General features: G+C 71.6%; 22 protein-coding genes, 1 tRNA gene and 1 pseudogene. 9 read left to right on the top strand and 15 right to left on the bottom strand.

Features of this window, described 5'->3' with window-relative positions; all coding sequences use genetic code 11:
* Positions 1–47 precede the first annotated feature (47 nt).
* Entirely contained in the window at positions 48–536 is a 489-nt protein-coding gene (locus SXIM_RS24270) for a DUF4430 domain-containing protein (protein WP_046725118.1), read from the top strand.
* 64 nt (positions 537–600) lie between these two features.
* On the opposite strand, the gene SXIM_RS24265 is transcribed toward SXIM_RS24270, so the two are convergent.
* Positions 601–3,036: a glycosyltransferase gene (locus SXIM_RS24265; protein WP_052385197.1), complete on the bottom strand. Its 2,436-nt coding sequence runs from the start codon at positions 3,034–3,036 to the stop codon at positions 601–603.
* Positions 3,037–3,375: 339 nt separating this feature from the next.
* Here SXIM_RS24265 and SXIM_RS24260 point away from each other — a divergent pair, with 339 nt between their 5' ends.
* Positions 3,376–4,770, top strand: coding sequence for a flavin monoamine oxidase family protein (locus SXIM_RS24260; RefSeq protein WP_030731153.1), 1,395 nt, complete (start codon positions 3,376–3,378; stop codon positions 4,768–4,770).
* A gap of 294 nt (positions 4,771–5,064) precedes the next feature.
* Positions 5,065–5,709, top strand: coding sequence for a hypothetical protein (locus SXIM_RS24255; protein WP_046725117.1), 645 nt, complete (start codon positions 5,065–5,067; stop codon positions 5,707–5,709).
* Between the two features lie 91 nt (positions 5,710–5,800).
* Here the strand turns inward: SXIM_RS24255 and SXIM_RS24250 are convergent, their stop codons facing one another.
* The 3 genes and pseudogenes from SXIM_RS24250 to SXIM_RS28850 form a co-directional block, all read right to left on the bottom strand.
* Positions 5,801–6,214, bottom strand: a complete 414-nt coding sequence (locus SXIM_RS24250) for a GNAT family N-acetyltransferase (protein WP_030731148.1) — start codon at positions 6,212–6,214, stop codon at positions 5,801–5,803.
* Entirely contained in the window at positions 6,195–6,644 is a 450-nt protein-coding gene (locus SXIM_RS28335) for a hypothetical protein (protein ID WP_053116287.1), read from the bottom strand. The genes SXIM_RS24250 and SXIM_RS28335 overlap by 20 nt, the downstream gene beginning before the upstream one ends.
* A 58-nt stretch (positions 6,645–6,702) precedes the next feature.
* Positions 6,703–6,912: pseudogene (locus SXIM_RS28850) on the bottom strand (hypothetical protein); the annotation flags it as partial.
* Positions 6,913–7,143: 231 nt separating this feature from the next.
* On the opposite strand from SXIM_RS28850, the gene SXIM_RS24235 reads away from it, so the two are divergent.
* Positions 7,144–7,365, top strand: coding sequence for a hypothetical protein (locus SXIM_RS24235; RefSeq protein WP_148236161.1), 222 nt, complete (start codon positions 7,144–7,146; stop codon positions 7,363–7,365).
* Positions 7,366–7,393: 28 nt separating this feature from the next.
* Here SXIM_RS24235 and SXIM_RS24230 read toward each other — a convergent pair whose 3' ends face one another.
* Entirely contained in the window at positions 7,394–8,143 is a 750-nt protein-coding gene (locus tag SXIM_RS24230; RefSeq protein ID WP_030731143.1) for a class I SAM-dependent methyltransferase, read from the bottom strand.
* 245 nt (positions 8,144–8,388) lie between these two features.
* Here SXIM_RS24230 and SXIM_RS24225 point away from each other — a divergent pair, with 245 nt between their 5' ends.
* Positions 8,389–8,886 carry an ArsR/SmtB family transcription factor gene (locus SXIM_RS24225; protein WP_046725886.1) on the top strand — a complete coding sequence of 166 codons (498 nt, stop codon included), beginning with the start codon at positions 8,389–8,391 and terminating at the stop codon, positions 8,884–8,886.
* A gap of 43 nt (positions 8,887–8,929) precedes the next feature.
* Here SXIM_RS24225 and SXIM_RS24220 read toward each other — a convergent pair whose 3' ends face one another.
* The 6 genes from SXIM_RS24220 to SXIM_RS24195 all read right to left on the bottom strand — a co-directional run bounded on the left by SXIM_RS24220 (position 8,930) and on the right by SXIM_RS24195 (position 17,001).
* Positions 8,930–9,424 (bottom strand): hypothetical protein, encoded by a 495-nt coding sequence (locus SXIM_RS24220; RefSeq protein ID WP_046725115.1) that lies wholly within the window; start codon positions 9,422–9,424, stop codon positions 8,930–8,932.
* Positions 9,425–9,449: 25 nt separating this feature from the next.
* The gene (locus tag SXIM_RS24215; RefSeq protein WP_046725114.1) at positions 9,450–11,483 is read right to left on the bottom strand and encodes a glycoside hydrolase; all 2,034 of its coding nucleotides are present in this window, start codon (positions 11,481–11,483) and stop codon (positions 9,450–9,452) included.
* A 65-nt stretch (positions 11,484–11,548) separates the two neighbouring features.
* Positions 11,549–13,579, bottom strand: coding sequence for a beta-galactosidase (locus tag SXIM_RS24210; protein WP_030731131.1), 2,031 nt, complete (start codon positions 13,577–13,579; stop codon positions 11,549–11,551).
* 113 nt (positions 13,580–13,692) lie between these two features.
* A complete protein-coding gene (locus SXIM_RS24205; protein WP_030731128.1) occupies positions 13,693–15,054 on the bottom strand; it encodes an ABC transporter substrate-binding protein in 1,362 nt (453 codons plus the stop codon).
* A gap of 85 nt (positions 15,055–15,139) precedes the next feature.
* Complete coding sequence (locus tag SXIM_RS24200) at positions 15,140–16,051, bottom strand: carbohydrate ABC transporter permease (RefSeq protein WP_030731125.1); 912 nt, start codon at positions 16,049–16,051, stop codon at positions 15,140–15,142.
* Positions 16,052–16,059: 8 nt separating this feature from the next.
* The gene (locus tag SXIM_RS24195) at positions 16,060–17,001 is read right to left on the bottom strand and encodes a carbohydrate ABC transporter permease (RefSeq protein WP_030731123.1); all 942 of its coding nucleotides are present in this window, start codon (positions 16,999–17,001) and stop codon (positions 16,060–16,062) included.
* Between the two features lie 283 nt (positions 17,002–17,284).
* On the opposite strand from SXIM_RS24195, the gene SXIM_RS24190 reads away from it, so the two are divergent.
* The 3 genes from SXIM_RS24190 to SXIM_RS24180 all read left to right on the top strand — a co-directional run bounded on the left by SXIM_RS24190 (position 17,285) and on the right by SXIM_RS24180 (position 20,234).
* Positions 17,285–18,277: a LacI family DNA-binding transcriptional regulator gene (locus SXIM_RS24190; protein WP_234306860.1), complete on the top strand. Its 993-nt coding sequence runs from the start codon at positions 17,285–17,287 to the stop codon at positions 18,275–18,277.
* A gap of 272 nt (positions 18,278–18,549) precedes the next feature.
* Positions 18,550–19,617, top strand: coding sequence for a ribosome small subunit-dependent GTPase A (gene rsgA / locus SXIM_RS24185; protein ID WP_030731118.1), 1,068 nt, complete (start codon positions 18,550–18,552; stop codon positions 19,615–19,617).
* Complete coding sequence (locus tag SXIM_RS24180; RefSeq protein ID WP_342783632.1) at positions 19,614–20,234, top strand: GNAT family N-acetyltransferase; 621 nt, start codon at positions 19,614–19,616, stop codon at positions 20,232–20,234. Before rsgA ends, SXIM_RS24180 begins: the two co-directional genes overlap by 4 nt.
* A gap of 64 nt (positions 20,235–20,298) precedes the next feature.
* On the opposite strand, the gene SXIM_RS24175 is transcribed toward SXIM_RS24180, so the two are convergent.
* Positions 20,299–20,898 (bottom strand): HhH-GPD-type base excision DNA repair protein, encoded by a 600-nt coding sequence (locus tag SXIM_RS24175; RefSeq protein ID WP_030731112.1) that lies wholly within the window; start codon positions 20,896–20,898, stop codon positions 20,299–20,301.
* A gap of 138 nt (positions 20,899–21,036) precedes the next feature.
* Between SXIM_RS24175 and SXIM_RS24170 the strand changes: the two genes are divergently transcribed.
* On the top strand, positions 21,037–21,756 hold the full coding sequence (locus tag SXIM_RS24170) for a flavodoxin family protein (protein WP_375878784.1): 720 nt from the start codon (positions 21,037–21,039) through the stop codon (positions 21,754–21,756).
* Positions 21,757–21,913: 157 nt separating this feature from the next.
* On the opposite strand, the gene SXIM_RS24165 is transcribed toward SXIM_RS24170, so the two are convergent.
* From SXIM_RS24165 to SXIM_RS24155, 3 genes are all read right to left on the bottom strand, one after another.
* Positions 21,914–21,983, bottom strand: a tRNA-Arg gene (locus SXIM_RS24165).
* Between the two features lie 78 nt (positions 21,984–22,061).
* Positions 22,062–23,432: a hypothetical protein gene (locus tag SXIM_RS24160; RefSeq protein ID WP_046725884.1), complete on the bottom strand. Its 1,371-nt coding sequence runs from the start codon at positions 23,430–23,432 to the stop codon at positions 22,062–22,064.
* Positions 23,433–23,551: 119 nt separating this feature from the next.
* Complete coding sequence (locus SXIM_RS24155; RefSeq protein WP_030731102.1) at positions 23,552–24,829, bottom strand: right-handed parallel beta-helix repeat-containing protein; 1,278 nt, start codon at positions 24,827–24,829, stop codon at positions 23,552–23,554.
* Positions 24,830–24,847: the final 18 nt, after the last annotated feature.

The raw sequence follows: 24,847 nt of genomic DNA, 5'->3' as shown, positions 1-24,847 counted from the left end.
CTTCTTCCGCACGTCCCGTACGTTCCGTTCGAGTTCGAGGGAGAACCATGTTCCGTACCGCCACCGCCACCGTCACCGCCACCGCCGCCGCCGTGCTGGCCCTGGTGGGCGCGGCTCCGGCCCCGGCCACCGGCACCGTCGCCGCCGCCGCCGATCCGGTGACCGTGCAGCTGACCGTCACCGGCCCGGCCGGCACGGTCTTCTCCGACGAGGTGACCACCACCGGACACACCGTCACCCCGCTGACCGGCGGGGCGCACCTGTGCGACGGCACCAACCTGGGCGCCAACCCGGAGCCGGGTGCCACCCCGACCGCCGCGCTGGACGACGCCGCCCAGCAGAACGGCTTCAGCTGGGACGGTGTGTGGTACGCCTCGTTCGACGACTACCTGGTCACCCAGATCGACGGGATCACGCAGACCGCCGACGAGTTCTGGCTGATCTCGGTGAACGGCACGGCGACCCCGGTCGGCGGCTGCCAGTTCCTGGTGTCGGACGGCGACGAGGTGGCGTTCACCTGGACCGAGATCGACTGATCCGGAGCCACCGCCGGGGCCCGGTACCTCCACCGGGCCCCGGCACCCTCCCGCCGGCCCGCGCTCAGCGCGCCGTGTGCGGGCGTGAGGCGAACAGCTGCCCGCCGGTGGCCAGTTCCAGCCGGACGGTGACAGCGGGGCGGCGGAAGGGACCGCCGCCGGCCGGGACCCGCACGGTGAACGCCGGCCACTGGTCCGCGTTCCGCTCCGGCCCGACCGCCCGGGGCGCGGGGTCCCCGGGGCGCGGCGGGGCCAGTTCGACGGCCATCGTGCGCGGCGGGTCGTCCCCGACCGTGACCCGCAGCCGCAGTTCGTCGGGGTGTACCCCGAAGACTCCGACCCGCCCGCGCACCACGAACTCCCGGCGCGAATCGGGGTCCCGGGCGCCCTCGGCGAGCAGCAGCTGGCTCTCCGGGGTGAAGTAGATCCCGCCGGAGTCGATGGCGAGATGGCCGCTCTTGGTCATGTACGGGGTGACCAGCCGCAGGTGCCCCTCTCCGTCGCTCAGGGGTCGTACCCGCCACAGCTGTTCGGTGGTCAGCCCGGTGACGGCCCGCAGCCGGGTCTCCCGGGTGACGCCGGGGGCGGTCAGCCGCAGGTGCAGGTCCCACACGCCGGGTGGCAGCGGGCTGCCGCCGTCGGCGGTCAGCGGGTCCACCTCCGCCGTGAAGCCGACCTCGGCGGGTGCGCCGTGCGCGGGCGCGGCGTCCAGATCGGTCCGCGGCACGTGGGCCCGCCGGGTGGGCACCAGCACCTGGAGCCCGGACTGGCGCGAGCGCAGGATGAGCTGCGGCTCGGCGTCCTCGCCCGGCACGCTGTCGATCCAGCCGGCTCCGGTCCAGCGCAGGGCCTCCCCGTCCCAGCGCTGGTCCGTGATCATGCCCTGCGCGGCGAGGCCGCGTACGCCGCCGCCGACGTCGAGGGCGAACTTGCCGCCCTTGGTGCGGTACGGGACGACGGAGTCGCCCCCGGCGGCCCGGACGCGGCCGGCGGGCATCACCCACTGGCCGGGGCGGCCGGCCGGTGCGCCGAGCCGTACCTCGCGGCGGACGCCCTGGATGTCGACGACGGCCCACAGGTCCCACACCCCGTGCTCGGGCGGTACGCCGTCGGCCGCCGTCCCCGGGTCGAGTTCGGCCTCCCAGCCGGCGAGAGCGAAGTCGTAGCGGCCCTGCTTGCCGTGCTCCTCGGTGAGATGCGGGGTGGCGGTGTGCCGGGTGGGGAGGTCGTACACGCGCCGGCCGTCGCGGCTGCGCAGTTGCAGGCGGGTGCGGACGTCGCGGGTGGAGACGGCGTCGATGCGGGCGTGACCGCTGACGGTCAGGATGTCGCCGTCCCAGCGCGCGCCGGTGACTGCGTGCCGGGCCTTGAGCCGGTCGGTCATCTCGAACAGTTCGTCGGGGATTTTGGCGGCCGGGTCGCGGAAGAACGGGTAGGGGCGGAAGACCCGGCCGTCCTCGACGATCTCGGGGTCCTGGCTGTGCTCCTCGAACCGGGCGAGGACTTCGAGCTGTGCGTAGCGGCCTTCGAGGAAGCAGTACAGCCGCAGCCAGGTGAGGGCGGGGAGATGCGGGATCATCTCCGGTTCCCAGTAGGTGTCGCACACCTGGCGCACGTAGCGGTAGGTGTCGTCGCGGAAGGCACCGGCGAACTTCTCGGAGGCCGCGACGGGCAGCAGGACCTTGCCCATGATCTGCCGGAAGTGCCGGGCGAGCAGCCGGCGGCGGTTGTCCGTGTCGGCGACGCGCTCGGCGATCAGGTCCATCACCCGCTTGACGGGCTCCACCGATTGCCAGGCGCTTCTGTCGCGCAGGGTCAGATGCTGGCCGTCCTCGCGGCGCCGCGCGTAGTAGCAGTCGTAGTCGCCGACCACGGATATGACGTGGGCGGCGAGCATGGCCTCGGTGCAGAACATCTGGTCCTCGCCCAGCCACAGGTCGACCGGGAAGCGGATTCCGTGGTCGTTGAGCAGGCTGCGCCGGAAGAGCTTCTGCGGGTTGAGGGAGCGGTAGACGTCGGACGTGTAGAGGTCGGCGCGGGCGGCGTGTTTGAAGGCGAGGACGGACACCTCGCGCCCGCCCAGGCCGGCCATCCGGCCGAGCACCACATCGCTGCTGTTCTCCTCGGCCATGCCCACCATGCGTTCCAGTGCCTCGTCGCCGAGCACATCGTCGGCGTCGGCGATGAAGACGTAGCGGCCCCGGGCCTCGTCGATGGCGAGGTTGCGCGGACCGCTGGGACCGCCGGAGTTCTCCTGGTGAATGACGCGCAGGTGGGGAAGACGGGTGGTCCAGCGGTCGAGTTCGGCGCCGCTGTCGTCGGTGGAGCCGTCGTCGACGGTGATGATCTCCATCCGCTGGGCGCCGATGGTCTGCCGTTCCAGGGATTCCAGCGCCTCGGTGAGATACGGCATGCCGTTGTAGACGGCCATCACCACCGTCACCACGGGTGAGGGCGACGGTTTTTCCGCATCGGTCTTCTTCTGTGTCGCGTGGAGCATCGCGGCTTCCTCCCGACCGGGAAGTCGTGGGTGAACAACTGACCCGGGCTGGAGGAGAGATGGGGTGTTCGCGGGTGCACGGCCGAAGCCGGACCACGGCCCCGGTCCCCGGCTCCGGCCTGGGGCGGGCGGCGGGCTTCGCCGCGGTTCGGTGGGGGCCGGCGGGCCATGCGTTCCAGAACCAAACATTAACAGATAGTCAGCATACTGCGTATTTTTCGCGCCCTCCTCATGGCCTTCTCGTGCGCATCACGTGTACACCGGGGCACGATGCGGGTACCGACGGTCCCTCGTGTGTCTGCCCTTGACAGTCGGGCCGGGCGGCGGGATAGACACCGCATGAAGCGGGAGCGAGGGACCACGGACACCGACGTGGCCGTCATCGGGGCCGGCCTCGCCGGTCTGGTGGCCGCCACCGAACTGACGGCGGCCGGCCACGACGTACGGGTCGTCGAGGCCAGGTCCCGGGTCGGCGGCCGGCTCGCCGGACTGCGGCTGGGCGGGGTGAACGTCGAACTGGGCGGCACCTTCATCGGCCCGGCACAACAGCGGGTGACCGCCCTCGCCCGCCGACTGGGCGTCAGCACCACGCCCACGTACGACAGCGGCCGTCATGTGCTGCTGCGACGCGGGCAGTTGCGCTCCTACACCGGCACCATCCCCCGGCTGCCGCCCCTCGCGCTGCTCGATCTCGACCGGGTGATGCGGCACTTCGAGCGGCTGGCGCGTAGCGTGCCACTCGGCGAGCCGTGGCGCGCGCCGCGCGCGGACCGGCTGGACGCGCATACCCTCGGCTCCTGGCTGCGGGCCGTGCGCGCCAGCGCGACCACCCGCGCGATGCTCGCCCTGGTGGCCCGCACCACCTGGGGCTGCGAGCCGGGCGAGGTCTCCCTGCTGCACGCCCTGCACTACGTGCGCGGCTGCGGCGGCCTGCGGCCGATGCTGGACGTGTCCGGCGGCGCACAACAGGAACACTTCACCACCGGCGCGCACACCCTCGCCGAGCGGCTGGCGGACACCCTGGGCGACCGGCTGCTGCTGGACGCGCCGGTCACCGAAGTGGCCTGGGAGAGGAGCGGGGACGGCGCGGTGCTGCGCCTCGCGGACGGCCGTGGCGCGCTCCGCGCCCGCCGGGTGATCGTCGCCGTCCCGCCGGCCCTGCGGCACGCCATCACGTTCAGCCCGCCGTTGCCGCCGCCGTACGCGCAACTCGCCCAGCGCTGGCCGCAGGGCGTGCTCGGCAAGGCGTACGGGGTGTACGAGAGGCCGTTCTGGCGGGACGCCGGCCGCTCCGGGCAGGCGCTGTCGGACAGCGGCCCGGTGTTCATCACCTTCGACGTGAGCCCGGCGCCGCAGGGGCCCGGGGTGCTGCTCGGCTTCATCGGCGGCGACTACGCGCGGGCCTTCGACGCGCTGCCCACCGAGGGCCGGCGGCGGGCCGCCCTGGCCTCCTTCGGCGCGCTGTTCGGTCCGCGCGCCACCCGGCCGCTCGCGTACGCCGATCACTCCTGGGGCGGTGAGCGGTTCAGCGGCGGCGGACCCACCGCCGCCGTACCGCCCGGCGCCTGGAGCGCGTACGGGCCGTGGCTGGCCCGCCCGGTGGGCCCACTGCACTGGGCCGGCACGGAGACGGCGGATCGCTGGTCGGGTTTCATGGAGGGCGCGGTCCGCTCGGGCGAACGCGCGGCGGCCGAGGTACGGCGGGAACGGGCAGAGCCGGCGCGGACACTGTGATCCGGAGCCGGTCGGCTCCGCCCTCCCCTCACCCTTCCCGGCCGGTCCTCAGCTCACTTCTTCCGGTGCTTCCCGGTCGGCGGCGGAGGAGGTATCTGCTCCCCCTGGTTGCCGTTCGTCGGCCTCCCCGTGCCGAGCTCTGGCTCTGGCTCTGGCTCTGGCTTCGCATGCTTTCCCATGTATGACCCCCAGTTTGTACGCGTTGCCACCACCATGGTGACGCGCCGCCACACGCTCCGGAAGGCGGCGCTCCCCAGCGCATTACCGGGCGTACGCGCCCCATAGGGTGATGCCATGACGAGCGTATCCCCCACCTCACCCGTCACGGCCGACGACCTGGAACTGATCGTCCGGCTCGCGATCCGCACCCTCGGCGAGGCGCCGGACGACGCGTGGGGGCGCACGGCGGGAGAGCTGGACTGGGACTGCTGGGAGACCGCCGAGCATCTCGCCGACGACTTCTTCGCCTACGCCGTCCAACTCGGCCCGGCCGCCCCGCCGCAGAACCACTATGTGCCCTTCGCCGCCCGGCAGACCCGCCCCGGCGCCCCCCACCAGAGCATCTACGCGGACCGCGCGGCCGGGCCCGCCGGGCTGCTCCAGGTCCTGGAGGCGTCCGGCGCGCTGCTGGTCGCCATGGTGCGCACCGCCGACCCGGGGCTGCGCGCGTACCACCCGATGGGCCTCGCCGACCCCGAGGGCTGGGCCGCGATGGGCCTCGTGGAGGCGCTGGCGCACACCCACGATCTCGCCGCGGGGCTCGGCCTGGACTGGCGGCCGCCGGCCGGGGTCTGCGCGCGCGCACTGCACCGGCTGTTCCCCGACGCACCGCGCGACACCGACCCGTGGCCGACCCTGCTGTGGGCCACCGGCCGCGGCACCCTGCCCGGACGACCCCGGCGCACCGAGTGGCGCTGGCACGCGGCGCCTGCCGACTGAGCACACATCGGCCGGCCGAACGGAGCACCTGATCGGTCATGACCCCGGCGCTGCCCTGTGGCAGGCCGTGGCCGGGGATATCGGTCCGTGCTCAGCCGGTCGGGCCTCGCAGCGCGCCGGGATGGCGCAGGGCCGCTCCGGGTACGGCGGTCATGCCGAAGCGCGCGTAGTACGGCAACAGGGGTGCGTCACACAGGAGATCCACCGAGTAGAACTCTTGCGTTCCCGCCAGGACGCGGCGCGTCAGTTCGGTTCCGATCCCCTGGCCCTGGTAGGCGGGCAGGACCTCCAGCCACGGGATGGAGGCTGTCAGGACACCATCACTGATCATGTTGACGAAGCCGGCGGCCCGGCCCGCCGCGTCGTCGATCGCCACCACCGCGCGGAAGCTCCCGCGCAGGACGGCGAGGTGCTGCGCGGGCGAGGGGGAGCGCGGCCAGCCGACGAAGAAGCCCGACAGCATGTGCTCGTCGACCTCGGCGATGTCATCGGTGTAGCGGATCACGCCCAACCCCCGGGGAACGGCCCAAACGATCACGGCAGACCCTACGTGTCCCAGCCGGGCGGATCCGCTTGTACAGCGCGTCCTTCGCCTCGTCGCTGTCGTTCGGGCCCTTGGTTTCCTGCCGCCAGTCCTGGAGATCGCACCACCTCAGCCCGTTGTCGCCGATCGGCCGGTCGTAGAGGATGACCTCGTCCCTGTTCATCGTCTGCGGAGCGTCATCGTCGATCAGCTCGATCAGACGCAGATCCGGCTTCGCCGACCCGAGGATGAGATTCCGGAGCTCGCGGCCCCGCACACCGGCTGACGGCACCACCTTGAACACCGGGCAGCCGCCCTCGGTCCCCACCTCGCGCGTCTCCGCCGAGGTAGCCCGCAGATGCCGCTGGAAGACCCCCACCAGCTTCCGCTGCGCGGGCTCCTCCGGCAGCACCTTGGGGGTCGACCATCCCCTCCAGGAACGCGGCGAACCGGGCATGGCCCGCATCGAAGACCCCGGGGAGCTCGAAGAGCTCCGCCGTGGACCAGTCGTCGTTGCGGAACACGTGCTGCTTGATCCGCTCGACCACCTCATACGTCACGGGGCCGCGCAGCAGGCCCCACATTGGTTCGCCAATGTCCAGGGGCCACAACTCCTGCAGAAGCCCCATGAACCGATCGCTTTGGCGGACGAGGTCGGTGAGGTCGATCTCCTTGGCCATCTCGCGCCGCACCCAGGTCTCCACACGGACCGGCCGCTGTGACCAGAACAGGTCCTGACCTCCTTCCGCCGGGTGGCAGGGACTGGGTGGTGGGCGAGGATGCGTGCGGCGACGTCGCGAAGCTGGTGGTCCGGCAGCACGGCGAAGGCGGGACCGCTGACGAGATGTCCGCTCCGCTCGCCCGCTACCTGCGCCCCTGAGGGCAGGGGGCCCTACGGGCGACTGGCCGTGGTGACCTGGTTGCCCGGCGGTCCGGACATCGTGGTGGAGATCGACTTCGCCCCTGTCCCGGCCTCTGTCCCGGCCTCCGCGCAGAAGCTGGCCTTCTCCCGCGACGCCGGGGAGTACCCGCTGTGGGTCCGCTGCGGAAAGGGCGGCATCAAGAAGATCGGCGGCGTTATGGCCCTCGACATCCGCGATGCCGGACGAGGCGTGCGTGAGGCCGGCTCCTGAGCCGACGGCCCGCACTTACGGGCGGAGGTCACGCCTTGGTGAGGACGAAGAACAGGAAGCACAGGAACCTGCCCGACTCCTTCTGTTCGAAGACTTCGGGGAACCGTTCGCGGGTGCCGGGTCCCGGGGCCGGTTCGCTGAGGACCTCGATCCGGAAGCCGGCCGCGGTGAACGCGTCGGTGATCGCGTGCAACGGCCGGTCCCAGAAGGTCATCAGGTGCTTGGTGCCGTCGAGTTCCCACCACTGGGAGGTGGAGCGGATCGCGAAGTAGTCGGTTCCGGGCGGTGCCGTCACATGCTGGACGAAGGGGTGGTGGACGGACCCGATGAGGCGCCCGCCCGGCTTCAGCACGCGCCGCAGTTCGGCCAGGGCCGTCGTCCAGTCCTCCAGGTAGTGCAGGACGAGGGAAGCGACGACGTCGTCGAACTCGGCGTCGGCGAAGGGCAGCGGGCCGCCCAGTTCGGCGCGTTCCAGGACCACGCCCTCGCCCAGCCGCCGCCTGGCCAGCTCCAGCATCCCGGCGCTGGAGTCGAAGCCGGCGACGACGGCGCCCCGCTCGCGCAGATCCGCGGCCACGGGGCCGGCGCCGCAGCCGGCGTCGAGGATCCGGCGGCCCGCCACGTCGCCGGCCAGGTCCACGATCGCGGGGCGCGCATAGTAGGCGTTGAGGAGGCTGGTCTCGTTCCCGGCCGCGTACGCCTCGGCGAAACTGTCGTAGTCGTTCACCTTCTCCCCGGGCCCCGGAGGGGCCTCGACAGGACTGACCCAGGACGCCATCTGCCGGTTCGGTGGGACATCCGCCTGCTCTGCGGGGCTCTCGGGAGGGGCGGTTCCGCCGGTCGTTCCGGGATGGTTCGGCATGGTTGACCTCATTCGTTCGGGCCACGGTGGGCGTGGCGGGAGATCCGCGGATCCCCCGGCTGCGAAGGGCACAGCGAAACCCTGAACGAGTGATTGGGTTTTGTCAATCACTTGTGGTCCGACCTTCACCGGGCTGCCCGCTCTTCAGTACGCTGCTGGTCATGACCGAACGCCGGCCGGCGACCGACGCGGAGGCGAAGGCACTCGCCTCCGCCCTCCGCCTGCGCATCCTGCGCATCTGCGTGCGGAAGCCGCACACGAACAAGGAGATCTCGGCGATCCTCGGCCGCGACCCGGCCAGCGTGCTGCACCACACCAGAACGCTGGTCCGCACCGGATTCCTGGAGGCGCAGGAAGAACGGCGCGGCGCGCGCGGCGCACGAGAGATCCCGTATCTGACGACGTACAAGAGCTGGCACCTCGAAGCGCCCGCGCTGGACCGGTCGATGCTCGACGCGTTCCTGGAGGAACTCGCCCTCGTCCCCGAGGCCCAGGCCGAGGGCACCAGGATGGCGCTGCGCCTGCCACCGCCGCAGATGGAGGAGTTCCGCACCCGGCTCAAGGATCTGCTGGACGAGTTCGCCGCCCGCCCGGACGACCCGGCCGCGCCGGCCTGGTCGCTCTTCATGGTGCTGCACTCCGACCCGAACCGGCCCTGACGACGGCGTTCGGCAGCTACCCCCCAGCGCAACGAGCCGACCATCAGATGGCTACACGATCCGCCGGGCAAGCACCCAAGGCCCGTCGCCCCCACACCAGTCGGCGGTCTCGCCGGTCCCGGAGTGCTCGGCACTCCGGGACCGGCGACATCCATGGCAATTCCGGGACCTTGTGGTGGCGGTCGGTGACCAGCAGCCGGTGCATCGGCAGGACGTCCAGGTACTCCGCGCGCACGTGGAAGCTGTGGGCGAGCAGGACAGCGGAGACGGCTCCGGTCAGCACGGTCGCCGAGGTCAGCAGCCGCAAACCGGCCCTCGATCCGTCGTAGACGCGGCGGTTCAGTTCGCCGTGGAATGACCAGCTGACAGCGACCCCGTCCTTCTCCGGTGCCAGGCTGCCACCGCCTCCTCGTCCGGCCTCCTCCTTCGCGGAGTCGCTGTCGAACGGGCGTAGCCCGCAGCTTTCCAGGACGTCCCAGACCGCCCGGGTGCCGCCCCGAACCGACGCCGCCGTGGCGCCACGGGTTCGTGGCGCCACGGCGGGGTCTTCGGACCTCGTGCGGTCAGCGCTTGAGGTCGGTGATCGTCCAGCGCTGGTTGGCACCGGAGTTGGGTGTCCACACCGTGACCGGCGCGCCCTCGTGGGTGGCCTGGCCGCCCACCTCCAGCAGCCGGCCGGTGGCCGCGTTCACCAGGGTGTACGTGCCGTCGCCGGTCGTCGACAGGATCCAGCGGGCCCCCTCGTCGGGACGGCCCCGGTCCTTCTCCAGCACCGCGGCCCCGTCCCGTACCGCCAGCCGCTGGTTGCCCGAGCGGGTACCGAGCGTGTACTGCTGCCGGTTGTCGTGGCCCTTGGTGTACGGGCTCAGGGTCCAGATCTGGTCCCGGTCGCCGGCCACGGCCGTGCTGATCACGGCCCCGGTGCCGTCGTCCGCCACGGTCAGCGCCCGGCCACTCTGCACCCCGGTGAGCTGGTACGTGTGGCCCGGCTGGACCAGCGCGGCGTCCTTGGCGACGCCCGAGACCCCGTCGATCAGGAAAGTGGTCACCGACTCGGCCGGCACGGTCAGCACGGCGCGGCCGTCCCGTACCCGCACCGCGTCGCCGGTGACCAGTGCGCCGTCCGCGCTGGTCACCACCGGGGTGACGGTGGCGTCGCGGGCGGTCTTCTTGAACTTCGACAGGTCCAGGGTGACGGTGCGCTCCTGCGCACTCTGGTTGGTGTGCACCACGGTGGCGGCGTCGCCTTCGGCGGAGAGCGCCGCGACGCTCCCCGTGTCGGAGGTCCCGATCAGGTGGTCGCCGGGCTTGATGTAGTGCGTGAAGTTCCGGGCGGTGTTGAACTTCTGGTTGGTGTAGATCGGGCAGCTCTCCAGCGTGTCGCCCGCCGTGCAGTCGAACGGCAGCTGGATGCTGCCCCAGTTGCCGCCGAGCTCGGACTCACCGCCCGGCTTCATGTTGTCGTAGTCCTCCACCGGCTGCCAGAACACCCAGGCGGTGGGCTCCAGTTCCCGCAGGTCGCTGGTGATCCGCTCGGCCAGGCCGAGGCCCGGGGCCATCGCCTCGAAGTCCTGGCCGTTGCCCCAGTCGCCCTCGACCTCGCTCATCCACAGCGGCTTGTCCTCGCCCTTGGCGATGTCGCGCACCGTGGTGCGGCCGCCCGTGCCGTAGGTGTGCACGTTCAGCTGCTCGACCAGCGCGCGCACCTCGGCCGGGTAGCTCTCCCAGTTGCGGGCGAACGTGGTGGGGTTGGTCTCGTCCATGGCCGAGATCACCGCGTCGGTGCCGGTGCCCTGCTGAGCGAGCCGGGCGGCCAGCGCCCGGATGACGTCCTGCTGCGCCTGCGGCCCTATGTGGGCGCCCTCCTGGCGTCCGCCGACGGGCTCGCCGTCGGCGCCGAGCCGGGTGCTCCAGTAGTTGGTGTTGGGCTCGTTGAACGGGTCGATGGTGGCGAACTCGATGCCGTGCGCGGCCTCCAGCCGGTCCACCGCCCCCACCAGGTAGGCGGCGAAGTCGTCCACCCGGTCCGGGCGCAGCTGTTCGTCGGTGGCGTTGAAGCCGCCCGAGACGTAGCCGCTGACGGTCTGGAACCAGGGCGGGGAGTTGCTGAACGCCTCCCAGTGGTCGATGTCGTCCTTGATGCGCTCCACCCACCAGCGCTGGGTGGCGTCCGCGTCCTCGTTCCAGTGGTCGGGGTTGTCGGCCTGCCACCAGTCGGTGTCCTCGCGGGTGGTGCCCTCCGGCGCCTGCCACCAGCCCTCGACGGCGCCGCCGGCCCGCAGGTAGTCGGTGACGTCGGGGGCGTTGCCGCCGCCGACGTTGTAGCGGGCGATGTTGAGCGCCAGCCCTTCGTCGCCGAACAGCAGCTCGGCGAGGCGCTCGCGGATCTCGTCGGGGTAGTCGCCCGTGGCGTTGGCGAACCACACCAGGCTCGTGCCCCAGCCCTCGAACTCCTGGCCCTGGTAGGAGGGATCGGGGGTGATGGTGTAGTCGGCGGCGGTCGCGGTGGCCGGTCCTGCGGCGACCAGCGTGCCGGTGGCCAGACTCACCACACCCAGTGCGGCGGCCAGCTTCCTCGTGCGGAGTGGGCTGTTCATTCCGGTGTGAACCTCTTCTCTGCTCGCTTCGTTGCGATGGGGAAAAGCGGAACTGCGGTGATGGTTCAGGGGAGGTCGCGGCGCAGGACGGCGACGCCGCGGGCGGGCAGCGGGGCGGTCTCCCCCGTGAGGAGTTCGCCGTCGATGCCGGTGAGGTCGACCGGCTCCTCGGTGCGGTTGATCAGGAACCAGTACGCGTGCCCCTGGTGGGCCCGTACGGTGAGTTCGACCTTGCCGCGGGCCGGCGCGGGCAGTTCGCCCTCGATGCCGGCGGCCTCCAGCAGCCGGGCCAGCACGCCGGGCAGCTGCTCGTGGCCGAGCCGGGTGGAGACGTAGGCGGCCGAGCCGTTGCCGGTGGCCGGGGTGCGGCGGGTGAGGGCGGGGCGGCCGGCCAGCTCACCGGAGCGGTAGGAGGCCAGGACCTCCACGGACGCCTCGTCGGTGATCTCGATGCGGTCGCTCCACAGGGTGCCGGTGGTGCCGTCGTCGAGCGCGACGCTCTCGCCGGGCAGCAGCGGCGCGAACTCCTCGATGCGGATGCCGAGCAGGTCGCGCAGCGGTCCCGGGTAGCCGCCCAGGTGGGCGTGGTCGTTCTCGTCGACGATGCCGGAGAAGTAGGTGGTGACCAGGTGGCCGCCGCCCGCCACGTAGTCGGTCAGCTCCTTGGCGAGCGGGGCCGGTACGACGTGCAGCACGGGCGCCACGACCAGGTCGTACCCGGCCAGTGCGGTGCCGGTGGGCACCACGTCGGCGCGTACCCCCAGCGCCAGGAACGCCGAGTACCAGTCGAGGGCTTCGGCCCGGTAGCGCAGCAGTTCGGTGGGGTGCGAGTCCTGCTCGCTGGCCCACCACGACTCCCAGTCGAAGAGGATCGCGGCGCGGGCGGGGGCGCGGTCGGCGCCGGCGAGCGGGGCGAGGTCCTTCAGGCGCTGTCCGAGGGTGGTGACGGAGCGGAAGACCTCGCTGTCGCGGCCGGCGTGCGGGACCATGCCGGAGTGGTACTTCTCGGCGCCGGCGGCGGACTGCCGCCACTGGAAGTAGCACACGGCGTCGGCGCCGTGGGCGACGTGCAGCAGCGCGTCGCGGGCCAGTTCACCGGCGCCCTTGGCTCGGTTGACGGGCTGCCAGTTGACGGCGCTGGTGGAGTGTTCCATCAGGAACCAGGGCCGGCCGCCGGCGATGTTGCCGGTGAGGTTGGCGGAGAAGGACAGTTCGTCCTGGGCCTGCGGGGAGGGCAGGATGTAGTGGTCGTTGGAGACGAAGTCGACCTCGGCGGCCCAGTCCGCGTAGTTCATGCCCTTGGTCTCGCCCATGACCATGAAGTTGGTGGTGATGGGGATGTCGGGGGTGATGCCGCGCAGCAGTTCGCGTTCGGCGCGCAGGTAGTCCTTGAGCGCGTCGGAGGAGAAGCGCTTGAAGTCCAGCTGCTGGGTGGGGTTGGGGTGCGAGGCGGCGAGCCGGGGCGGCAGGATCTGCTCCCAGTCGCTGTAGCGCTGGGACCAGAAGGCGGTGCCCCAGGCGTGGTTGAGGGCGTCCAGGCTCTGGTAGCGGCCGCGCAGCCAGGCGCGGAAGGCGCGGGCGGCGTCGTCGGAGTAGTCGTAGAGGTTGTGGCAGCCCAGTTCGTTGGAGATGTGCCAGGCGACGAGGGCGGGGTGGTCGGCGTACCGCTTGGCCATGGCGTCCACCAGGCGCAGGGCGTGCTCGCGGAAGACGGGCGAGGTGGGGCGCCAGTGCTGGCGGGCGCCGGGTGACAGCGTCTCGCCGGTGCGGGTGACGGGGAGGATCTCGGGGTGCTTGGCGGTGAGCCACGGCGGCGGGGAGGCGGTGGCGGTGGCCAGGTCGACGGTGATGCCGCCGGCGTGCAGCAGGTCCATGATCTCGTCGAGCCAGCCGAAGTCCCAGCTGTCCTCGGTGGGCTGGATGCGGGCCCAGGAGAAGATCGCCAGGGAGACGACGTTGACGCCGGCCTCGCGCATGAGCGCGATGTCCTCGTCCCAGACCTCACGGGGCCACTGGTCGGGGTTGTAGTCGGCGCCGTAGCCGATGCCGGGCAGGCGCGGCCAGCGGTGGGCGGCGGGTGCGGGGGCGCGGGTCATCGTGCTCCTTGGTACGCGGTGGTGCGGTGGGACGAGGCAGGGGCCGGTACGGGCGCGGGCAGGCGGTGCGGCCCGCGCCCGTAGGCGGCTGCGGTGGTGTCGGCGGGCGGTGGTCAGTCGTTGACCGTGAAGCCCTGCTCCTTGCCGTAGGCGATGGAGGCGTCCTGCCATGCCTTGAGGCCGTCGGCGAGGGTGGTGCCGGAGATGTAGGCCTGGCCGGCGGTGTCGTTGAAGATGGAGTTGGCGTAGACCTGGTACGGCAGGTACGACCAGCCGGTGCCGACGTTGGCGGCGGACTCGGCGAAGATCTCGTTCGCCTTCTGGCCGCCGAAGTAGGGGAATTCGGTGTTGAGGAATTCCTCGGAGTTGAGGTCGGCGGTGGTGGCGGGGAAGGCGCCGGCGTCGGTGCGGACCTTCACGCCGTCACCGACGTTGAGGTACTCGACGAAGGCGTAGGCGAGCGCCTGGTTCTTGCCGGCGCTGGGGATGGCCATGGAGCTGCCGCCGTTCTCGGCGCTCACGTTGGCGCCCTCCTCCCACTGCGGGAGCGGGGCGGCGCGCCAGTCGCCGGCGGCGTTGGGCACACCGGACTCGAAGTTGGGCGGCATCCAGGCGCCGGTGGCGAGGGTGGCGAGGCTGCCGTCGCCCAGGCCCTGGTACCACTCGTCGGTCCAGCTGGTGATGGGGGCCAGCAGGTCCTCGTCCAGCAGCTGCTGCCACAGGTCGGTGTAGGCGGTGGTGCCCTCGTCGGAGAAGTCGATGGTGACGTCGGTGCCGTCGACGGTGTAGGGGCGCCCGCCGGCCTGCCAGATCATGCTGGTGGCGGCGCCGCCCTCACCGGTGTCGTTGGTGATGTAGATGTCCGGGTCGGCCTCGTGCAGGGCGCGGGCGGCCTCCAGGTACCCCTCCCACGTGGTGGGGACCTCGATGCCGTGCTCGTCGAAGACGGTCTTGTTGTAGAACAGCGCCATCGGGCCGGAGTCGGTGGGCAGCGCGTAGATGCCGTCGCCGGACTGCACGGCGCTCCAGGGGCCGGGCGAGAAGGTGCCCTCCAGCTGGTCGGCGCCGAGCGAGCCGAGTTCGGTGAGCGCACCGGAGAGGGTGAACTGGCCGAGCGCGTAGTACTCGATCTGGGCCACGTCGGGGACTCCGGAGCCGGCCGATATGGCGTTCTGGAGGGCCGTGTACTGGTCCTTGTTGGTGCCGGCGTTGACGACGTTCACCTTGACGTTGGGGTGCTCGTCCATGAAGGCCTGGGCGGCGGCGGGGAGGGTGGCCTCCCAGGACCACACGGTGAGGGAGCCGCCCTCTTCCAGGGCCGCCTCGACGTCGGCCGGGGTGAGGCCGGAGGACGCGCCGCCCCCGCCGCCCGCTCCGTCGCCGTCGTCGGAGGAGCCGCAGGCGGTGACGCCCAGGGCCAGGGCGCCGACCACGGCGGTGGTCCGCACCAGACGGCGCACAGTGGTGTTGCTCATGGTGTCCATCTCACTTCTTTGTCAGATTTCACAGGGACGGGGGGACGAGGGGGTCGTGCGGGAAGGCAGCGGGTGCCGGGCGCCGTTACTCCTTGACGCTTCCGGCGGACAGGCCCGACTGCCAGTAGCGCTGGAGCAGCAGGAAGGCGATGACCAGCGGGATGATCGTCAGCAGGGAGCCGGTGATCACCAGGTTGAAGATGGCCTCGCCGCCGGCGGTGGCGGCCTGGTCCTTCCAGGAGTTGAGGCCGACGGTCAGCGGGTACCAGTCCGGGTCCTTGATCATGATCAGCGGCAGGAAGTAGTTGTTCCAGGTCGCGACCATGGTGAACAGCAGGACGGTGACGATGCCGGGCGCCAGCAGCGGCAGGCTGACCCGGAAGAAGGTGCCGATCTCGCTGGACCCGTCGATGCGGGCGGCCTCCAGCAGTTCGGTGGGGATCGCCTCGGAGGCGAAGACCCACATCAGGTAGAGGCCGAACGGCGAGATGAGCGAGGGGATGATGACGGCCCAGGGGGTGTTGGTGAGCCCCATCTGGCTGAACATCAGGAAGGTGGGGATCGCCAGCGCCGTGCCGGGGACGGCGACCGCCCCGATGATGACGGCGAACACCCCGCGCTTGCCGGGGAAGGTGAACTTGGCGAGCGCGTAACCGCCGAGCACCGCCAGCAGGGTGGCGCCGCCGGCCCCCGCCACCACGTACAGCAGGGTGTTGAGCAGCCAGCGCACGAAGGCGCCGTCGTTGTAGCTGAGGGTCTTGCCGATGTTGTCCCACAGCGCGAAGTCGCCGCTGAACCACAGGCCGAAGGAGTCGAACAGGGACCCCTGGGTCTTGGTGGCGTTGATGAACAGCCACACCAGGGGGACCAGGGTGTACACCAGGACCAGGCCGGTGAGCAGGGTCAGGGTGAGGCTGCGGCGCGGCCGGTTGACGCTGTGGGGCGGGCGCGGGCGGCGCGGGGTGCGCAGCCGTACGGCGGAAGCCGGGGTTCCCATCGCGTGGCTCACGCTTCCTTTCGCATGCCGCGCAGCTGCACGGCGTAGGCGATGATCATGGTGAAGACGCCCATGATGATCGCGACCGTGGCGGCGTAGTTGTGCTGCTGGCCGGAGAAGGACAGCGAGTAGGTGTAGAGGTTGGGCGTGAAGTACGTGGTGATCGCGTTGGGGGCCAGCTTCTGCAGGATGGACGGCTCGTTGAACAGCTGGAAGGAGCCGATGATCGAGAAGATGGTGGCGATGACCAGCGCGCCCCGGATGGCGGGGAGTTTGATGGCGGTGATGACCCGCAGCTGGCCGGCGCCGTCGATCTCGGCGGCCTCGTAGAGGGAGTGCGGGATGACCCGCAGCGCCGAGTAGAAGATCAGCATGTTGTAGCCGATGAACTCCCAGGTGACGATGTTGCCGATGGCGGCGAGGATCAGCTCCGGGGAGAGCGGGTCGGGTATCGAGACCCCGAACGCGTCGTTGATGTTGCCGATCAGTCCGAAGCGGGAGCCGTACATGAAGCTCCACATGATGGTGGCGACGACGGCGGGCACCGCGTACGGCAGGAAGATCGATATCCGGAAGAAGTTGGTGCCGTAGAGCCGGCCGCTGTCCAGGGCGAGGGCCACCAGCAGCGCCAGGAAGAGCATGATCGGCACCTGGACGGCCAGGAAGAGGCTGACCCGGCCGAGCGCGGACCAGAACTGCGGGTCCTCGAAGGCCCGCTGGTAGTTCTCGAAGCCCACGAAGGTGGTGCCGCCGACCAGTTGGTCGCGGAAGAGGCTGAGGTAGATCGAGTAACCGATGGGTGCCAGGAACACCAGGGCGAAGACGGCCATGAACGGCCCGATGAAGCCCCAGCCGGTCCAGGAGCGCCGGTCGCGCTGCCGCCGGGGCGAACGGGCCGGGCTGGAGCTTCCCGCTCGTCCCGCTCCCCGGGGCGGTGACAACGTTGTCATGGCCGAATCCTTGTTCCGTCGTGCGGAATGTTTACGTAAACATGTTGGATTATGTTTACGTAAACATCAATGGCTGGATGCTTACACTGCTCCCTGATCGCCGTCAAGAGTTGATGTATGACGTCACAGCCGCGTAGGCAGTGCAGCAGCGCGGACGAGGCACGAGGGGAACGTGATCACTCAGGTGGCCAAGGACCAGCCAGAGCCGGCGACGGAGCCGGCCACCGCACCGGTGCCCGGGGCAGCCGCCGTACCGGCACCGCGGCGTACCCAGCGGGTGTCGATGGCCCATGTCGCCCGGCTCGCCGGGGTCTCCTCGCAGACCGTCTCCCGGGTCTCCAACGGTCACCCGGGCGTCGGCGAGGAGACCAGGTCGCAGGTGCTCACGGCCATGAAACAGCTCGGCTACCGCCCCAACAGCGCGGCCCGCGCCCTCAAACGCGGGGAGTTCCGGACCATCGGCGTCATCCTGTTCACCCTCGCCACCACCGGCAACGTCCGCACCCTGGAGGCGATCGCCGCCTCGGCCGCGAGCGAGGGGTACGCGATCACGCTGATCCCGGTCAGCGCCCCCACCCAGGACGGGGTGCGCGGCGCCTTCACCCGGCTCGGCGAACTCGCCGTCGACGCCGCTATCGTGATCATGGAAGTCAGCCTGACCGACGTCGAGGTCCTGCCGCTGCCCCCGCACGTCCAGGTCGTGGTCGCCGACTCCAACGCCGGCGACCGCTACAGCGTCGTGGACACCGACCAGGCCGGCGGCACCCGCGAAGCCGTCCAGCACCTGCTGGACCTCGGCCACCGCACCGTGTGGCACATCTCCGGGCCCCCCGAGTCCTTCGCCGCCCAGCGGCGGGTGCGCGCCTGGCGCACCACCCTGGAGGAAGCCGGCCGCGAGGTGCCGCCGATGGCGGCCGGCGACTGGAGCGCCGAGTCCGGATACCGGGCCGGACTGCTGCTGGCCCGCAACCCCGAGTGCACCGCCGTCTTCGCCGCCAACGACCAGATGGCGCTCGGCCTGCTGCGCGCCCTGCACGAGGCGGGCAAGTCCGTGCCGGGCGATGTGAGCGTCGTCGGCTTCGACGACATACCCGAGGCCGGGTCCTTCCCGCCCCCGCTGACCACCGTCCACCAGGACTTCGCCGAGGTGGGGCGGCGGTGCGTGGCCGGGGTGCTGCGCAAGATGCGCGAGCAGCACGCGCCCGAGCGCGGCACGACGCTGGTGCCCACGCACATGGTGATCCGGGAGAGCACCGCCCCGCCGCCGCGCGGCTGAACCGCGACGGGCGCGGACAGCGGACCGGGGAAAACGGGCGGCCCGAACTCACTGGCAGCGCCGGCCCGCCCGGTGCTACGGTGTGCGGGCCGCGACACGTGGGTCGCGCACCGGATGAGCTGAGGGAGGTGAGGTTGATGGCTGCGAACGAGACCGTTGCCGTGCGCAACGCCCGGACCATGACCACCCTCACATCCCGGGCCCCGGTCTGATTCCACGATTCTCCGCGTTTTCACACCGCAGGGGCCCCTTGTCCGCAAGGGTTACCACCGTTGTCTGACGTTTTTCCCGACGTGCTCTCCGGCTATGGCTGGAACACGTCCCTCGAAGAGGACTTCACCCCCTACCGCACCGAAGGCCTGACCCCGGCCCGTATCGTCCGCGTGGACCGCGGCCGCTGCGAGGTCGTCACCGGCGAGGGCGCGCTGCACGCCGACTCCCGTGCCGTCACCGCCCCCTGCACGGGCGACTGGGCGGCCGTGCGCGGCGACCGGATCGAGGCGCTGCTGCCCCGCCGTACCGCCATCGTCCGCGCCGAGGCCGCGCGGACCTCACGCGGCCAGGTGCTGGCCGCCAATGTCGACACCATCGTCGTCACCGTGCCGCTGGCCGACGCCATCTCCTCCGACCGGCTGGAACGGCTGCTCGCCCTGGCCTGGGAGAGCGGCGCCCGGCCGGTGATCGCCCTCACCAAGGCCGACCTCAGCCCCGACCCGCAGGCCGACCGGGCGGAGGCGGAATCACTGGCGCCGGGCGTGGAGGTGTTCCCCGTCGCCGCGCCCAGCGGCGAGGGCATGGACGCGCTGCGTGCCGCGCTCAGCGGCACCGTCGCACTGCTGGGCACCTCGGGCGCCGGCAAGTCCACCCTGGGCAACGCGCTGCTGGGCTCGGCGGTGCTGCGCACCGGCACGGTGAGCACCGCGCAGCACGGCAAGGGCCGGCACACCACCGTCAGCCGCGAACTGGTGCCGTTGCCCGGGCCGGGCGGCGGCACGCTCATCGACACCCCGGGGCTGCGCGGGGTGGGCCTGCACGAGGCGGGCGCCGGTCTCCAGCAGGCGTTCGCGGAGATCGAGGAACTGGCACGCGCGTGCCGGTTCGCCGACTGCGCGCACGACAGCGAGCCCGGGTGCGCCATCCAGCGGGCCATCGAGGACGGCGAACTGCCCGAGCGGCGGCTGGCCAGCTACCGCAAACTGGAACGCGAGGGCCGCCGGGCGGCGGCCCGGCACGATGACCGGCTGCGCGCGGTGCTGCACAAGGAGACCATCAACCGGCAGAAGGCCATCAGCCGCCATCTGCGCTCGGTCTACGGCAAGGACGGAGGCCGGCAGAAGTGAGCGAGGACCCGAACACCGCGCCGCGCCGCGAGCACGGCGCCGACCACCGTTGCCGGCGCTACGTCCTGTCCCCGGCCGTCCCCGAGGAGCAGAGCATGTGGACCACCCGAGCCGAACACCCCGGGAGTGCCGGTACGGCGGACCGGGCGGCGATCCGCGACGTGCTGCTGGGGGCGTTCCCGACGCCGCTGGAGGCGGACCTGGTGGAGGCGCTGCGGGCGGACGGGAGCGTGTGGCTGCCGGAACTCTCGGTGGTGGCGCAGGCGCCGGACGGCACGATCGCCGGCTATGCGCTGCTCACCCGTGGCCGGGTGGACGGTGAGCCGGTGCTCACGCTCGCCCCGTGTGCCGTACGGCCGGAGTTCCAGCGGCGGGGCGCGGGAGCGGCGGCGATCCGGGCGGTGCTGGCGGCGGCCGGCGCCCGGGGCGGTGAGAACCTGGTGACGGTGCTCGGACACCCCGGGTACTACCCGAGGTTCGGCTTCACCCCGGCCTCGGAGTTCGGTGTCCGGGTCGGTTTCGAGGTGCCGGACGAGGCCGTCATGGCGCTCGCTCTGGACCCGGGGCGGCCGGTGCCGGCCGGAACGATCCGCTATCCGGAGGCATTCGGCGTGTGAGGTGCGCGGCCCGTTCCTTCCCGTGCGTACGCGCGGGAAGGAACGGGCCGCCGTGCCCGCGCCGCTACTTCTTGGCCGCCGTCCGGGCTGCCTTGGCGGCCTGCTTCATCTCCTGCTTGTGGGAACGGACCTTGTCCAGGGACTCGGGCCCGGTGATGTCGGCGACCGAACGGTAGACGCCGTCCTCCCCGTAGTCCCCGGCCGCCTCCCGCCAGCCCCGCGGCCGTACCCCGAACTGCTTGCCGAGCAGCGCCAGGAAGATCTGGGACTTCTGCTTGCCGAAACCGGGCAGTTCGGTGAGACGCTTGAGGAGTTCGGCGCCGGTGGCCGCGTCCCGCCACACGCCTTCGGCGTCCCCGTCGTACCGCTGCACCAGGAAGCGGCACAACTGCTGGACGCGCCCGGCCATCGAACCCGGGTAGCGGTGCACCGCGGGCTTGGTGGAGAGCAGCGCGGCGAACTCCTCCGGGTCGTACGCGGCGATCTCCCGCGCGTCCAGATCGTCCCCGCCCATGCGGGTGGCGATCGTGTAGGGGCCGGCGAAGGCCCACTCCATCGGGACCTGCTGGTCCAGGAGCATCCCCACCAGGGCGGCGAGCGGGCTGCGGCCCAGCAGCGCGTCGGCCGCCGGCTCCTGTGCGAGACGGATCGTGACGTCGCTCATGGGGGGCACTCTACGGCGCGGCCCGCTCCCCGCCCGGTACATCCGCCGCGTCACCACCCGTCGCGTACGGGTGAATCGCGGGCCGGGGGCCGGTATGCCGCCCGGCCCGTACGCCCGTTCTCCCGTCCCATGGAGGGCGTGAGCGATGAGACCCCTCTGCGATATGACAACCTGCGCGCGCTGTATCTGAACTGCACGCTCAAACGGTCGCCCGAGACGAGCAACACCGGCGGGCTGATCGACATCAGCCGGGCCGTCCTGGAGTCCCAGGGAGTGCGGACCGAGGTGGTGCGGGCGATCGACCACGAGATCGCCACCGGCGTGTGGCCGGACATGACCGAGCAGGGCTGGGAGCGGGACGCCTGGCCCGCGCTGTACGAGAAGGTGCTGGCCGCCGACATCCTGGTGCTGGCCGGGCCGATCTGGCTCGGCGACAACAGTTCGGTGATGAAGCAGGTGATCGAGCGGCTGTACTCGTGCTCGGCGCTGCTGAACGACCGGGGCCAGTACGCCTATTACGGGCGGGTCGGCGGCGCGCTGATCACCGGCAACGAGGACGGCGTGAAGCACTGCGCCATGAACATCCTCTACAGCCTTCAGCACCTGGGGTACACGATCCCGCCGCAGGCGGACGCCGGGTGGGTCGGGGAGGCGGGGCCCGGACCCTCGTACCTGGACCCGGGCTCCGGCGGGCCGGAGAACGACTTCACCAACCGCAACACCTCGTTCATGGCGTGGAATCTGATGCATCTGGCCGCGCTGCTCAAGCGCGCGGGCGGGGTTCCGGCGCACGGCAACCAGCGCACGGAGTGGGAAGCGGGCTGCCGCCCGGGCGCGAAGAACCCCGAGCATCGCTGACGGGCACGAGGGAGGGAGGGGTGCGCCCGCTTCCCGCCTGCCGCCCCCGCGCTGGCGCAGCGCACCCGGGAGGTACGGCGTGCGGTGTGCCGACGGCGCGGGGGCTGGTGCCGGCGCCTTCGGGCGGACCGGGGGCGCCGGGCGGGTCCATGGAGGGCGACGAGGGCAGGATTCGAACCTGCGTCCACCCGGAAGAGCCAGGTGCTCCACCGCAGAGCTTCCCCGTCGCCACCGCGATCATGGCCGAGACTGCCGCACGGGTCAACCGGTGGTTGCGGGCGGCTCGGCACGTTCCCTGCGTGCGGTCACTGCTCCTCCTGCGCGGCCCGGTTCCGCTTGCCGGAGAAGACCCCCGCCGACCGGAGCACGCCGGCCATCAGCGGGTCCGCCACGGCGACTCCGTGCACCAGCTCTGGCGTGCGACGGAAGGAGACGGCTTCGGCCGCCGGCCTCGGGGCGGTCCAGGCGCCGGCCACCGGGTCCACCCCGTGGCGGGCGCAGGCGGCCTCGACGCGTGAGCGTGGGCACGCCCGCTCACCCCGGAGGACTTCCCACGGCAGCGGCAGCTCCGCCCACACGGCGGTGTCCGGGTGGAGTCCGCCGCCGCCGGCGCGGTGCCAGTACGCGACGTCGCCGGCCATGAGGCGGGGTACCTTGCCCGGGCAGACACGGTCCAGGATCTCCTCCTGCCCCAGCTCGGTGAGCAGGGCCAGCCAGTGGGCCCGCGCGGTGTTCCACGCTTGCGCGGCCAGGTTCCACGTCGATGAGTCGTCACCGCGGCGCACGATCATCGTGTGGCGTGCCGGTGGCTGCCGCTCCCAGACCTCCTCCAGGAGGCCGGCGGTCTGGTGCAGACAGCGGTTCCACCGGGCCAGCAGCCGGGTCAGGTCCCGGTCGGACACCCGGGCCAGCACCTCAGCCGTCGGGTAGGTGTGCGCGACCGCGTACCAGCAGGTCCGCTCGGGAGCGTCCCGCAGGCGCTGGAACAAGGCTTCCGCGACCTCGTCGTAGACCTGACGCTGCCGGCCGTTGGTGAAGACGCTGCGCATGTAGCCGCGTGCCGTGAGGTAGGCGATGAAGGCCGCCGAGTCGATGTCGGTGGCGAACAGTTCGAAAGGCAGCGCGTGGGCGAACGCGCCCTTGCCCGTCATCGCCGCTTCACGGAGGTGCTGCTCGTGAACGAGCCGGGCCAGTTTGGCTTCCATCCGGCGCAGCAGCCGGAAGCGCTTGTTGTACTGGCGTTTTGAGATCTCTCCGAGGCCCGCCGCCGCGCGACCGGTGCGATCGAGGCGGTCTTGACCGGTGTTGTGCTGCCCGTACGACCGGCCGATCTCCTCGCCCGCACGACGGATCACCGCCTCGATCAGCGCGGGATCCTCGCCCGCGCTCTGCGGCAGTTCCGGCACGCTCGTGAACAGGGCCGCCGCTCGGGCGAGCTGGCGTTGCGCACCGATGGGGCGGGTGAACTCCTCCGCCATGGAGGTGTAACCGTGCCAGACATGGCGCAGCGAGTGCTCGGCGCCCTTGGCGAGTGCCGCCTCGGTCGCCGGGTCGAGAACCGTCCCCTGTGCGGCGTGGAGGTCCTGGATGAGCTGGGCAACATCCTCGGGCCGCTTGCGCAATGTCAGTGACGCATGCAGGTCACGGAGCAGGTCTCCGACCGTGGGCGAGAGCATGCGGATCATCTTGTCATCATCTCGGCCGGGCTCCCCGGGCTGCCCGGCGGTGGCGCCGCGCCGGGCCGAAGCGGCACGGGGTCGGGCGCCACCGCTGGGGACGGAACGGCGAGGTCCGGTCACAGACGGGCGCCGATGGCCTCTCCGCCGCGTGGGATCAGGAAGCTGGTGGACGGCGGCGAACCGTCCGGTGCCCGGTCTCCGGTCACCAGGGCGGTGTCGGTGGACAGGACCGAGCCGGTGCCCCAGTCGCCGCCGATGTTCCAGGAGTTGCCGATGGCGGTGGAGTTGCCGAGGTTGACGGCGCGGGCGTCCGCGATGGACAGGTTCGCGGTCAGGGTGGAGTCGGAGCGGTTGACCTGGTAGCCGGTGTCACCGTTGCGGAACGTGGTGGTGCGGGAGATCGTCAGCGCGCCCGGGTTGCCGTTGTCGGTGATGCCGTCCTCCGCGTTGTCGAAGGCGATGGAGTGGGTGAGGGTGTGCGCGGCGGCCGGACCCGGGTTGCCGCCGCCCATCTTGAAGCCGTTGCCGTCGCCCTCGAAGTCGGGGAAGTCCCAGTGGTTGAAGCCGTTGCCCCAGGCGAGGGAGTTCTCGATGGTGATGGCCGACTCGAACAGCCAGGCGTCGAACCCGTCGTCCGCGTTGCGCCACAGCCGGGCCCCGACCACCCGGTTGCCCTCGCCGCGGCCCTCCTTGATGCCCAGGCCGTCCGCGCTCTCCCCGTTCTTGCGCGGATCGTGGTTGTCGTAACTGTCGAGGTTCTCGATCAGGTTGCGGCTGGAGTTGCCCTGGAGCTGGAAGCCGGTCTCGTAGTTGTCACGGGTGGTCAGGTTCGTGAACGCGTTGTCGTTGCAGCCGTCGCAGTAGACGCCGTACGGGCCCTTGGTGAGTTCGAGGCCGTGGATGCGCCACCACGACGCCTCCTGGTGGATGGCGCCGCGCTGCGGGCGCGGGATGCTGCCGCCGACCGGGGTGTGGCTGGCGGGCAGCAGATCGCCGTCGATGATCACCCGCTCGTCCTGGTAGGGGCCCAGGGTGATGGGGGCGGCGGAGGTGCCGGAGGTGAGGATCTGGATGTTGGTGGTCAGGGCGTACGTTCCGCCGCGCACCGCGATGACGTCGCCGGGCTGGGCGCGGCCCACGGCGGCCTGGAGGGTACGGAGCGGGGCGGCGACCGTACCGGCCGCGCCGTCGTCACCGTCGGTGGCGACGACGATGGTCGGGTCGGCGAGCGCGGCCCGGGCGGCGGCCGGCGCGGGGGCGGAGGTGGCGCCGGGTGCGGTGGCCGAGGCGGGATCGGTGGCCTGCGCGGGATCGGGGGCGGCGTGCACGGTCTGTGCCGTGACCACCAGGGCCGCCGCACCGAGCAGCGCGCCCACCGTCGTACCGAGCTTCATCTGGTGTCCTTCCGGAGC

It is taken from the genome of Streptomyces xiamenensis, assembly GCF_000993785.3.
Lineage (GTDB): Bacteria > Actinomycetota > Actinomycetes > Streptomycetales > Streptomycetaceae > Streptomyces > Streptomyces xiamenensis.
This window is presented reverse-complemented; position numbering and strand designations above follow the sequence as displayed.